At 61.1% G+C, this 12,478-nt stretch carries 10 protein-coding genes; all 10 read right to left on the reverse strand.

Going from position 1 to position 12,478, the window contains the following annotated elements:
* Nucleotides 1–10: 10 nt before the first annotated feature.
* The 10 genes from JNL55_RS02425 to JNL55_RS02470 all read right to left on the reverse strand — a co-directional run bounded on the left by JNL55_RS02425 (nucleotide 11) and on the right by JNL55_RS02470 (nucleotide 12,222).
* The gene (locus tag JNL55_RS02425) at nucleotides 11–1,381 is read right to left on the reverse strand and encodes an APC family permease (protein ID WP_293848792.1); all 1,371 of its coding nucleotides are present in this window, start codon (nucleotides 1,379–1,381) and stop codon (nucleotides 11–13) included.
* A gap of 53 nt (nucleotides 1,382–1,434) precedes the next feature.
* The gene (locus JNL55_RS02430) at nucleotides 1,435–3,309 is read right to left on the reverse strand and encodes a CocE/NonD family hydrolase (RefSeq protein ID WP_293848795.1); all 1,875 of its coding nucleotides are present in this window, start codon (nucleotides 3,307–3,309) and stop codon (nucleotides 1,435–1,437) included.
* Nucleotides 3,310–3,314: 5 nt separating this feature from the next.
* On the reverse strand, nucleotides 3,315–4,394 hold the full coding sequence (locus tag JNL55_RS02435; protein WP_293848798.1) for an alpha/beta hydrolase: 1,080 nt from the start codon (nucleotides 4,392–4,394) through the stop codon (nucleotides 3,315–3,317).
* A gap of 80 nt (nucleotides 4,395–4,474) precedes the next feature.
* Nucleotides 4,475–5,461, reverse strand: coding sequence for a DNA-methyltransferase (locus JNL55_RS02440; protein WP_293848801.1), 987 nt, complete (start codon nucleotides 5,459–5,461; stop codon nucleotides 4,475–4,477).
* A 36-nt stretch (nucleotides 5,462–5,497) separates the two neighbouring features.
* Nucleotides 5,498–5,941 (reverse strand): type IV pilin protein, encoded by a 444-nt coding sequence (locus JNL55_RS02445; RefSeq protein ID WP_293848804.1) that lies wholly within the window; start codon nucleotides 5,939–5,941, stop codon nucleotides 5,498–5,500.
* A gap of 12 nt (nucleotides 5,942–5,953) precedes the next feature.
* Entirely contained in the window at nucleotides 5,954–9,628 is a 3,675-nt protein-coding gene (locus JNL55_RS02450; protein ID WP_293848807.1) for a pilus assembly protein, read from the reverse strand.
* Between the two features lie 23 nt (nucleotides 9,629–9,651).
* Nucleotides 9,652–10,215: a PilX N-terminal domain-containing pilus assembly protein gene (locus JNL55_RS02455; RefSeq protein ID WP_293848810.1), complete on the reverse strand. Its 564-nt coding sequence runs from the start codon at nucleotides 10,213–10,215 to the stop codon at nucleotides 9,652–9,654.
* Nucleotides 10,212–11,213 carry a prepilin-type N-terminal cleavage/methylation domain-containing protein gene (locus JNL55_RS02460; protein ID WP_293848813.1) on the reverse strand — a complete coding sequence of 334 codons (1,002 nt, stop codon included), beginning with the start codon at nucleotides 11,211–11,213 and terminating at the stop codon, nucleotides 10,212–10,214. The genes JNL55_RS02455 and JNL55_RS02460 overlap by 4 nt, the downstream gene beginning before the upstream one ends.
* On the reverse strand, nucleotides 11,210–11,671 hold the full coding sequence (gene pilV, locus JNL55_RS02465; protein WP_293848815.1) for a type IV pilus modification protein PilV: 462 nt from the start codon (nucleotides 11,669–11,671) through the stop codon (nucleotides 11,210–11,212). The genes JNL55_RS02460 and pilV overlap by 4 nt, the downstream gene beginning before the upstream one ends.
* The gene (locus JNL55_RS02470) at nucleotides 11,668–12,222 is read right to left on the reverse strand and encodes a GspH/FimT family pseudopilin (RefSeq protein WP_293848817.1); all 555 of its coding nucleotides are present in this window, start codon (nucleotides 12,220–12,222) and stop codon (nucleotides 11,668–11,670) included. The genes pilV and JNL55_RS02470 overlap by 4 nt, the downstream gene beginning before the upstream one ends.
* Nucleotides 12,223–12,478 lie beyond the last annotated feature (256 nt).

The following is a 12,478-nucleotide window of genomic DNA, read 5'->3' on the forward strand; positions in this document are numbered from 1 at the left end:
GCGATTCTGTTCAGGATGCATACACTGAGCTCTTCGATCTCATCATCCAAAGGACCGTGCTCGCGACGACCGCCAGCACGACGATGCCAACCTCGGGCGCCTGCCAGCCGCTCTCGGCGACGGCGGATACAAACACAAACGCCGCCATGGAACCGGCGACAACGGCGCCGAGCACAACGACGCAGCGCTGCCGTGTTGTCACGGCGTGCCGCCACGTGGCGAGGCTCACTAGCAAATAAACCAATCCGAAACACAGCGCGGCGACATTGACGATAGGAACGAGCGCGGCTCGACCGGCAAGTGCCAAGATCGCTGCGACCACGGTGATGAACATCGTTGCCGAGCGAACATCCGCCGCACGACCGCTCAACTGCTTTCGCAGCTGGTTCAGCACTCGCACCGATGCGGCGAAACAGGCGATCCAAGCCGAACAGATGCCCAGCAAGCCGGATACCAAAACCAGGTTGGCGAACGTCGTACTCGACAGGCCGTTACGGAAAGCCGTCGCTGCTGGCAGCGGCGCCGAGATCAGCGTTTGCCACGGCACCACATAGGAAGCGGCGAGCACGACACACGCGTAGAACAAACATGCGGCCACGATGGCGACGCGCATCACCCAACCGACATCGGTCAGTCGAACAGTAGCGGCACGTTCGTTGGAAAGAATGGCGATTACATGAAAGCCGGCGTACCACAGCGGCATGGTCGCAACGAGAGCCAGAATGCCGCCGTAAGCGGGCTCACCCGTGGCCGTCGTCGGCAGCAGCGGCAGCAAGTTAGTTGCGTCACCGGCCACGACGCCACCGATGCAGAACATCGCAGTAACCGCGAGTTTCACGAACACGATGACGTTCTGCGCTCGCGCAGTCTTTGCAATGGGCCTCAAGTTGAGCGCCGCCACTATCATCGTTCCGATCAACGCAATCACGACAGTGCCCGCATGCACGTCGCGCCCGAAGATGCGATACAACGGCGGACCTTCGAGTGCCGGGAAAATGGTCGTGGCGATCCAACCGGCCGACACCGCTTCGAATGCCACGATGCTGATGGTGGCGAGACACATGGCCACCGTAACGATGAAGGCCGCGCGCTGACCGAGCGAGGCCGCCACCGCTCCAATCTCACCGCCGGCTGCAAACAGATCGTTACGAGCCAGCAGCGCATAGTTGGCGGCAACTAACAGCACCGCCGCCGCCCCCACGGCCAACGCGACGATGCTGCCGCCCGGGCCCGCCAGCGACAGCCACTGTCCGAGAATCGTGATCCAGCCGACGCCGACGATGGAGCCGAAGCTCATCATGAACAGCTGCAGCCGCGTCAGGCCGCGAACCGTGCGCTCGGTGGATAGCGGGGTCGGCACGGCCAGTGGGCTGCTGCTCATGACCACACAATGGCACCGTCGCTAGTAAGTGCGCATCCGGTGCAGGTAACCCGCTACCTTCCAGCGACCACCGGCAGCACCAATCGAGACGGATGTGCCTTGGAGTGGTGCACGGTGTTCTCAGCGACGACGCCGTCCGCTTGCTCGGAGTTGACGCCACCGCGGTTCAAGTTGCGTTCGAAGCGTGGGAAGTTGCTGCTGGAAATCTCCAATCGAATGCGATGACCCGGCAGGAACACGTTGCTGGTGGCGCCGAGCGGAATGGTCAGCTCGTACACTTCGCCCTTGCGCATCCAGACTTCTTTATCCTGCCCTTCGCGATAGCGAGCGCGCAGGATGCTCTCTAACACGTTGAAGGCACGACCGTCGGGATAGACATCGAGCAGCTTCGCCGTGAAGTCGGTGTCGACGGCGTCCGAGGATACATACAAAACGACTTTGGGCTCACCGGTCATCTCGAGCTCGCGAGCCAGTGGTTCCGAGCTGAACACCAGCACGTCCTCGCGGCCTTCCACCGACCTTTGGTCGAGCGCGCCGGCCACCGCATCCGGCGTGCCGGTACAACACATGGCACCGCCCCGCGACGGCACGGGATTTTTCGGATCGTAGCTATACGTGCTGGCTGGCGCTGGCTTGCTATGTACGCGACTCAAGCTACCGGTGCCGCTGAGACTATTCGCGCGACCGCTACTGCCGAGATAGAAATTCTGTTCCTTCATGGCCGGCAGCGGCCAGGCCGAAGCAGTCTGCCAGCGGTTGCGCCCCATTGCGTAGTAACGCAGTCGCGGCCAATCCATGATGCGACGCTTGGCCGCGGCATCGTCTCTCAACCAGGCATCGAACCAGGTGAGGTACTGACTGCGGTAATCGAAGCGCGTGTCCCCCACTTCACGCTCGCCGATGCGCGTGTTCTCACTGGCTTCACGCTCGAACGCGCAGTGAGGATGAGGACTCATGATGGCGAACTGATTGTCGCGCGCCTGCTTCGATGCTGAGTGATTGCGCAGATAGTTCATCTCGAACAGCGTCATGTCGGCGCCGAAGTCGAACCAGGAATTGACGAACAACGCCGGCACGTCGGACACATAGCTCTTCGTCATGTACGGCAGCTTGTCCCAATACGGATCCGCTGCGCTCCGCGCGATGGTGTCTTCGAAGTCGGTTCCTGTCAGCCCCTGCGCGGCGAGCGCATCTTTCGACGGCAGGTGATGCCAGGCCGTTTTCAGATCAATGGTCGGCGGACGACGCGTGATGTCCCACAGCCCGATGTTGGAGTTGTATTGATCGTGCGGCAGGTCGGCCGGCAACTTGGGAAAGTACTTCTCACCATACTGCGCGAACCAGCCGATCACGCCCACCCACTCGGGCACGCCGCCCACACGCGCGCCCCAGTAACGGTAGTGACCGCCCAACGAACCGACGGCGCTGCCCGACGCCAACGGAATGAGCGCCTTCAGCGCCGGCGGCCGTGTGCCGGCCATGAACAACTGAATGTCACCTTCGTAAGAACAACCGATCGCACCGACGTTACCGTTGGACCAGGCTTGTTTGCTCAGCCAATCGACGGTGTCGTAACCATCTTCTGCGTCGCCTCCCGACACGACATACTCACCTTCGGAGCGATGCCGGCCGCGCTTGTCCTGCACGACCACCGCGTAGCCGATCGAAACAAAGAAACGCAACAGCGAGGTGGGTTGTTTGGACTGCGGCGTGTATCTCACATCCTTGCCATAAGGCGTGCGGATCAGGACGACCGGCACCTTGCCTTTCTGCGCCTGCGACGGCAGATACAGGTCTGTGGCAAGACGAGTGCCGTCGCGCATCGCGACGAACACATTGCGATCCACTTTGAAGTCGTCGGCCGCTGCGGCGTCGACTGTTATCGCGCCGATGCAGACGGCGGCGATGAACTGGGCGATTTTTTTCATTCGTATCACTGCAGCGGCCGGGCCGGCCAGTCTCGCAACAAGGGCTGATGATCGGGATAGAGCTGCTGGGCGCGCTGGAAAAACTCAGCCGCTGCTTTGGGCTGGTCCTGCTGTTCCAGAAAGCCGCCAATCCAAGTCAACATTGCATGCGACGGCCGCAACTCGTAGCCATAGGTCTGCTGGAGCTTGGCGTAATGCGCCTCTACTCCTGCCAGTCCCTGCGACAGGATGATGCGCTCGGGCACTTGCAGATCGGCGAACACCATCTGCAGACCAGCGATGGTGCTCGGCAAGTGACTAGACATGTGATTCTCGTTCGCCAGATAGTCGTAGCGCCATCGCAGCCCGGCCGGCTGCGTTTGCTCCAGCAACTTTGCGACTCGCGCCGTCGGCTCGGTGATCTCGATGGATTCGTGCCCCGCCGAGAGATATAGAAACCTCATCGACTTGCCCGGCTTTATTCCTTTCAGTTTCTCCGGCGCGTCCTTGACCACTGCCTCATCGTCCCACCACAGTGCTGGACTCAGCGCCAGGTAGGCGTTGAAGGTATCCGGTGAGTTCAAGAAGGTGTACAGCGTGAACAGTCCGCCCCGCGAATGCCCCACGATGATCCGAAACGGCTGAGTGCGATAGTGGCTCTCCACCCAGGGAATCAGATCCTGCTTCAAGAACTGCAGGAACTGGTCAGCCTCATACGGCTCGTCACCCGGCTTTGGTTGGCTTACCGGCGGCGCCAACTCTCTGGCTCTCGCGACATTCGGAATAGAAACGACGATGGTCTCGGGAATCCTTCCGGACGACTCGCTCAACAACCGCACCGTGCCCGACACCGAAACGTAGTACGCGTCGCCGTCGAGCAAATACAGCACCGGATAGCGCTGCTGCGAACTGTGGTAACTGGAAGGAAGATAGACCTGGATTCGCCGCTGCTGCTGGAAAACGTTGGCGCGGATCCAGTATTCGTCACCGAGCGTCACGGTGCTGGTGGTTGGCTTATTTTCAGCGGCGACAGCTTGGACGCAGCTCATCGCCGCCAGCGCCAACACCACCCATGACGATGCCCAGCTGATGCTCGCTCGCGCCATTCACACCCCCACTACCTTGCGATCGTCCACGACCGGAGCATCGCTCCCTTGTCAGTAAACGACATCCGGCGCGGGTAATTTCACAGCGTCCGCAGCCGCCCAAACGCTCCGCAGCCCATCCCAAAATACTTCGCATCCCGCTCCGTCCCGACCGCTAAACAGCCGACGTGATCGGCGGCGGCCAAGGTCGAGCTGCTGCCGGCGAAGGGGTCGTAGACGATGCCGATGCCGAGAGGCAGCGAGGCGCGAACCAGTTGGCGAAGGAAGCGTTGCGGTTTCAAGGAAGGGTGAGGAGCGATCTCGCGTTCGCTGCCACGAGTGGGTGAGCAAACGATGACGTCTTTGAAAGGCTCGGCGTCGGAGATGCGTCGCAGACCGCCGGTGCCCCATCTGCGCAAGTTCTGAGCGGCAGTGCCTTCCAGAGGTTTGCGGAACAGGCCCCACGGTTCCCAGCACGAGCGAGCCATCATGGAGACGTCTGAGAACTCTTGTTCGGCGCCCTTGGGACGATCCCCGCCGCGGAGGGTTTGAACGAGGCGGATCACTTCGCCGCGCTTCTCGAAGCCGGCCCGCTGGAATGCATGGAACGTCATGGTCGAAAGCAGCGGATTGGAAGCCAGAAACACATGCCCGCCGGGCACCAACGCGCGGTTCAGCCCGTAGGCCAGAGCACCGAAGAAGTTATGCAGAGCGCTGATCTCTTCCTGGGATAGCACGGTGAAGCGCGGCAAGGGATTGCGCTTGGCGCCATCGAAGGAAGGTGGAATACGCCACACCCCGCCGCGGCCGGAGCGAAGTTTCAGATGGTTCTTTTCTTCGTACTCGACCACGCCATACGGCGGATCGGTGACCACGGCATGGATGGAATTCTCGGGAAGCTCAGCGAGCCACTGGAGCGCATCGGCCAACACGCAGGTCGCGCGTTCGGACAGATGCTCACGACGTTGTTCGCCGTGATGCCGAACCTGTTCCCAAAGTAAGTCTTGCCGCTCCAGCAGCGCGGCACGCCAAGACTGTGAACCCTCGGCGGCAGAGGTCCGGGCACCAGCGGCTTTTTTGATGTGCACGCCTCATTCTGCAAGCCCAGGTCAAGGACCGCAAGCTCACCAACAAGCGTTGTTGGTCGGCGTCCGCGCGCCCGATTGATTCAAGGTCAAGGTGCCGCACTGGAGCGCGTCGGTGGCCTGTTGCACGGTGCTCGGGTCGGCGCGGACGGTGTAGGTCCGACCGTCGGCCGGAATGGTGAACGCGAAGGTGTAGTAGCGGTTCATATTGTTTTCCAAGCGACAGCCGGGCGGCGACAAAGCATCGCCGCCCAAATAGCTCAGATTCGACGTGTAGTGACGTTCCATGAGCTGCGAGTACTGCGCCAGACAAGCTGCCGCCGAATTGCGATGAGTCCGCGACACATAGCGTTGATAGGACGGATATGCGATCGCCGCGAGAATGGCGACGATGCCGGTCGTCACCATCAGCTCGACCAACGTCACACCCGCAACCCGCGGCCGACGCCCAACGCGCCGGGCTTGTCGATGTTCACATTGCATGGTTTTGTCTCGTCAATTCACGATCTCACGCCAGCTCATGCGCCCCGCATCGCTGGCCGAGCCCTGGATCTTGATGGTTTCGGTGGTACCCGGATCGAGGCTGACCTGCATGGTGTCCTCGACGAAAATAGGATTGTTGGCGCTGCTGCCGAAGCCGATGCCCGACACCGGCACCGCGCGGCCGTTCACCGACACCAGATCGGCATTGTTGAACACGCCGTCGCGGGTCACGTCGAAGAAACTTTCCGGCAGCCGCGCGCCGGAAAAAGGATCGATGGCCATGATGAAACCATTGCCGGTGGGTTGGCAGGCATCGGCAGCTTCCGGGATGCGTGTGGTGCCGATCAGCGCCACGCCTTGGAAACGATTCGGCACCACCATGCGCTCGCCCTGCACGCCTTTCACCGGCGACACCAGATCCATGTACCAGCCGCGCCGTCCGGAAAGATCGCTGGTCGAACCATCGGCGACGACGCGCACATCCAATCCACCTACCTTGGTCTCGGCGAGGATGTCGCGTTTGACCAGGCTAGCGCGTGTGCCGTAGGTCGTGGAGTTATCCTTGATGCCATACCACGACTGCACCTGACGATCGGCAAGATCCGTGGTGCTCAAGTAACGGCCGGTGCCGAAGAACACCCAGACGGTGCCGGTGTTGGGATCCACGCCGGACAATGGCGCGGCAGTAATCGGCTGCACCACGCCGCTGGGATCGCGCGCTTCGAATATCTTCGTGGCTGTCGGAGTACCCGACAGGTTGGTGAACTTCCACAGATTGCCACGCATGTCGCCGGCATAAGCGGTATCAGCCAAGCCGTTGCTATCGGAGTCGCGTGCCAATACTGCAGTCAACGCATTGTTGCCGGTGACCCCAGTGTTGGTCACCGTCGCCGCACCAGTGCGAATAGAAATAGAGATCAACTGCGCGGCGCCGGCAGTCGAGCCAGCGCCATTGCCGAAGACCACGCGCCAATCGCCATCGGCAACTTGCGCAATCACCGGCCGGCCGATGTTCTTGCCCAACGCGGGAATATCGGTGGCGCTTTTTTCCCAGAGAAATTTCACCGCGGTCGGATTGGTCACATCGAGTGCGAACACGCCAGGGCCACCGCGGCCCATGGTGCCGACCAGCACCGTCTTCCAACTGCTATCGCCCGTGTCGTAGACATCCGCTACCGCCACTTCGCCATCCACGAAATATCGATGCTCGTAAGTAGGCGACGCGTACGAGCGCAGCGCCGTCGAAATCGCTGCGTTGGGCACGAAGGCATACGTCTCGGCGCCGGTGGTCGCATTGAATCCATGAAGCATGCCGTCGTTGGCTCCTACATACACGGCTGCAGTTCGGCTCGCTTGAGCGGTTGCGAAAGCGGCGTAACGATTGGCCCCCGTGAAGCTGGACTGCACATACAACCGTGAGTTGGGCGGCCCCACATACACAGGCGTCGAGTTGACGATATCGCCTAGCACGCCGGTACGCGTGCGATAGATGCCGTCGGCCTTCGCCTCTTCCTTACTGCGATCGCCGCGCAAGTAATCGACCACGTCCGAGTTCTCGAGCGCCGTCTGTTGTCTCGAACCCAGGTTGTTGTAGGTGAACAGCGCGTAGCGCGCCGTGCCGCTGGCTTGCGGGTTGTAAACGTAGATGGGGCGATTCGCCCAAGCCGTCGTCGCGGTCAGCTGCGGTTCCGCGCGCCACGCCGGGCTGCTTTCCAACGAGCCATCACGGTTGACGTTGTATGCCTGCAGGTCGCCCAGCCAAGTGCCGCTGAAAAACTGCGCCTGGAAGGTTTTGGTGTCGGTATCGATGCGCGTCGAGTTGGACGCCAGCGAGCTCGACGAGCCGGCGCTTTCGGTCACGATCCTGGCGAACGCGCGCGTCAAGCTTTCGATCATCTTGTCGGCTTCGCTGGCTACATAAAAATTCTCCGGACGAATATCGCCTGTGGACAGCGTCTCACCGCTGCTCCACCAAGCCGCGTCGAGCGCGGTGGTACGCGCATCCGGATCGAAACCTCTCGGCACGGCGAAACCACCATACTTTGCGGCGAGCCAATACTGATTGCGGGCGCGAGGCTCCAACACCTGGTTCTCGCGAACGTCCACCCAATACGTCGAGGCGGTTTGCGTGCCCGCCAAATCCGAGCGCAGATCTTTGGTATGTGCATCCCACGCGAGTCCGGCAATGTAAGCCGAGTTTTCACGGCCGGTGAACGGCGTCGATATGGTGATGCCTTCGAGTCGCGCCACTTTGTTGGTGGCCGTGACCACGTTGACCGTCGTATCCGCCGCGACTGCCGCCGGCACGGTGGGCTCATCGGTGGTCACCGTGTTGCCCGGCAAATTCTTGTCGCGGTGAGTGTTCACGTCGCCGATGCCGAGAAATGCGCTGCTCTGGCAGCGGTACTGCATCGGATCGTCCCAGTCGGTGATCACTGGAAAGCCGTCGGCGTAGTTGTAACGCTGCGTGGCGGTGCCAGCGAGACTGGTGTATTCGCTAACGTTGCCCTGCCTTTTCAAATAACGCAGGGCGGTGTAGTAGAGCTCGCTGACCGGGTCGTAGCTCTTGTGATTCTGAGTGGTCATCTGACCGAATTTGTTGATGTAGTTGAGCACGCCGCTATCGGCAATGGTCTGCCCCACTCGCGCGGTGGTCGAGGTCGCGTCGGCCGTGTCCGGATTACGAACCTGGACCCCGGTGCTCGGGTCCCATTCCTTGGCGGAATTGTCGACCGGCTCGCTGAGCGGGTTGTACTTGTACTGCCCGATGAACTTCTGCCGCGCCCGTAACACGCCGCCATCGCGCAAGATGTTGGAGTCGTTCAAATAGCCGAACACGCTGTACCGCATGCGGTCGGAATATTTCTGTAACAGACCTTCGGGCTTCGCGCCCTGCGAGTATTGCACGCAGTTGCTCTCCAGGCCGACGCTGGCATCGCACACTTTGACTCGGATGCTGACTTCGTAGACGACGCCTTCCAGCAACGTGAGACTGGTGTGAATCGAGGGGTCGTACGGCACCACTATGAGGGTGTCGAGACTGCCGCTGCGAGTAAACCGCATACGATTGCTCTGACCCCAGATGCGGTAAGTGAAATCGTCCCAGTTGGCCGGCGTCGCGCCTCGCACCAGGGTGCGATTGGCGCCAGTGGCTGGGATCCGCCGATTCGGATAGCTGCCGCTGCCGCCGTTGCCGTCGAAGCGCGCCTTCTCCAACCAGGTTTCGGTCGACGTATCGCGCACGCGATAACCGCCGGTGAGGGCTTTACGAAACGGGTCGATGGTTTGGGTCGCTGCCCAGTTCAGATAGTTGCCACTCCATTCCTTGTTCGCGTAATTACAAATATGAGTGGTGACGCCGTCTTGCACCGGATAGAAATAGCGGCTGGTCTCGATCAGGTTGTACGAATAGCGATAACACTTGTTGGCATCGAAGTAGCCGACGTAGGAGCGCGTGAGATCGTAAGCACCGAGGTTCGCTATGCTATCGAGCGTCGGCCATTCCACCGAAGGCACGAGCAATAAATTGCCAGGCACGCCGCCGCCAACGGACAGCGGCGACTGTTCGACACTCTGGCCGCTCGCCACTCCGGCAAACACAGTCAATAACGCACCGGCAAACACGCAGCGCAGCCGCTCGAGCGCCGAGCGCCGAGACGTCCGTGGCAATTCATTGCTCATCGACATGACGACCTCAGTGTGTGCCAGTCTTAGATAGCGCGCTTGACGGTGGACTGCAGGACGACCATGGAGCGGTCGACCGCGTCGGCGGGAGCGCTGCTGCGAGCGGTGATGCGATAGAAAGCCACGTTATCGGGCGGGTAAGGCGTGCCGTAGTTGCCATAGTCGGCATTCGCGTCCAGGCCTAGATTGTTTTCGGCGCGGCCGGTGCCCATGAACTGGATGAGATATTCCGGCCGCCCGTCGCTCTTGCTCGAATTGACGTTGTGCAAATCGTCGACCGCCACCCAGTTGCCATCGGTGCCGGAGAACGAATTTTCGGGAATGACTTTGCACGGCACGCCAGCGGCCGAACAATCGACTCCGCGCAGATCGGCGATTCGCCAGTTGGCAGTGATCGCATCCTCCGCGGCGCGCAGAGCCGATTCAGCTCGTTGAAACGCGAGCGAACGGTCGTACATGTTGGCGCTCATGCGTTCCTGCAAGTTCGTGCCGCGTACGCTGGCCAGACCGATCAGCGTTGCGAGCACCAGCAGAATCAGCGAAACGACCAGCGCCACACCGCGCTGTTGACTATGCGATGAGGCCCTCATGGCACCCGGTTCCGTAAAGTGATGACGTTGGTGAACTGACGCTCCAGCCGTCCGGAGTTGACGTTGGTATTGGTAGTGATGCGCTGATCGGCGCTGCGAATGGTCAGCGTGACGCGCACCGCGTTGATGTTGGTCCAATTGAGGCCGGTGGCGGCATCGACAAAATTGGTATTGCCGGCCTCGCGATACTGGATCTGCATGTCGGTCACGCCTACCACGATTTCTTCGGGCGTGGTCGCGTTCATGCGCCGCCGATACAGCGATCGCCCACCTTCGTTGGCGCGCTGGTTGTCGCCGACGTACCAATCAGTCGCACTCATACGCGCGATCTGTGAGTTGCGGGCGTAGCCGTAAGAGGTACCGGTGCCGTTGCAACTTGTCGAGCTGGGGTAGCCCAGGCCACTGGTGCAATTCCCCGGCGCGGGCGAGCTGCTGACCGCGTGTAGCAGAGTGACGGTGGCGTCGGTGTAAGTGCTCACCTGGAAGATGGCGGCGTGATCGAAATCGCAGACCATCAGAATGTCGCCCAGCGCAATGTTGGTGCTGGCGGCATTGAGCTTGATGCTGTTGGAACCCGGCAGATGCTCGGCCACCGACATGCCGGCGCCTTCGACGCCTTGAGTCACGATGGAATCGGTGCCGCTGATGCGATTGTTTGGTGCCGTACTGCCGAATCCCGCGGCAGGATCGGTCATGGTGCTTTCATAGCCGCGCAGACCGAACCAGTCCTGCCACCAGAGCGCTTGCGGTCGCAGCGTGTTGGCAATCTTGCCCGTGCTGTCGCAGCCGGTGACGCCTGCCTGCCGAATATCACGTGCCATCAACTCGAACGCCGTGCGCGCGCTCTCTTGAACTTGTGATAGACCTTCGTTGGTTCGATAGCTCTGACGGTTGGCGAGAATCACGCCCATGGCACCGCCGATCACCACCAAGCCGAGCATCATCGAAATCATCAGCTCGATCAGCGTGAAGCCACCGGCTTGGGCGCGTCCGCTCACAGCTGCACCACAGTCACGATCTCCTGCTGCGCCGGGGTCTGTGCATCGGTGGCGCCGCCGGCGCTACGTTGATCGCTCCAGCGAACGCGCACCGTGCACAAGTCGCCGTCACAAGAGACGCTGCCGGAAGCACCAGCGCCCAACACCGTTTCGAGATTGCTCAGCCAGGTCCGCAGTGCCGACTGAGCGAAGGGCGATGCAGAGGGCACAGCGGCACCCGGCCCCATCGCGACGTCGAATCCGCCGGTCGCTGCCGACGCCCGATCGGCACGCATGGCATCGACGATGGAATGGGTTTGCACCACCGCCAGGCTGCGCTCCATCGAGCCCTGATTGTTTCTCAAGCTCCACATCTGCAAGCCGGCCAGCCCCAGCATGCCGAAGCACAGGACCAATAATGAAATGAGTACTTCGATCAAGCCGACGCCACGTTGAGCGTTGGGTCGCGAGTACTTCATGGTCCGCAGGCTCCGCTAGCGGTGGTGGTGGACAAGCGGCTGCCACTGCCGAGCACTACGCGCCGGATGTTGTCGGTGCTGGTGCGCGTCGAACAGACACTGATTCGTTGATTGGTGACCAGCACGCCGCCGCTGCGAGCCAAACCTTCCGCACCGAATACCAGCGCGTCGTTGGTGAGTGTGGACTGCACATTCATGCCGCCGGCGGCCGTGTTCACGACGCCGCGTCTAACGACGTTGCCGCCGCCAGGAGTCACGATCCAGTTTTGCCAGGCACCGGCGCCGGTGACGCAGGTGGTCGAATCCACCGCATTGACCCGGCACAAAGAAATATTGGTGTTGCGCTTGATGGCTTCGGAACGAGCGAAGTTGATTGCCGCCACCAGATCATTGGATTGAGTGACCAGCCGACTACTGATGATCAACTGATTGAAGGAAGGCACCGCGACCGCCGTCAGAATCGCGGCGATACCCACCGTCACCATCAGCTCGACCATGGTGAAGCCGGCACTGTGTCCGCCTCGATGAGTAACTTTTGATCTGGCGAACATGCAAGAGCGACTCTGTCGGCAATCAGCTGTCGTGTTGATACAGCAACATTACGGAAAGCAGGGGGCGTTGCTATCTGCAATTCGCGAATTGGGTCACAAGTGCCTCCGTACAGAGCGCCCCACAGGTACGCGTATTACGCGTGAGGCTAAGGGGAACGGTGCCGGAAGCAGCAGCCGCCCGTCTGCTCGAGCAAACGCCCGCAGTGAATCGCCGACATGAAATTTTTTGTCGATCGGGTCACCAGCCGGCCGGTGA

The sequence above is a fragment of the Steroidobacter sp. genome (assembly GCF_016790065.1).
Taxonomy (GTDB): domain Bacteria; phylum Pseudomonadota; class Gammaproteobacteria; order Steroidobacterales; family Steroidobacteraceae; genus Steroidobacter.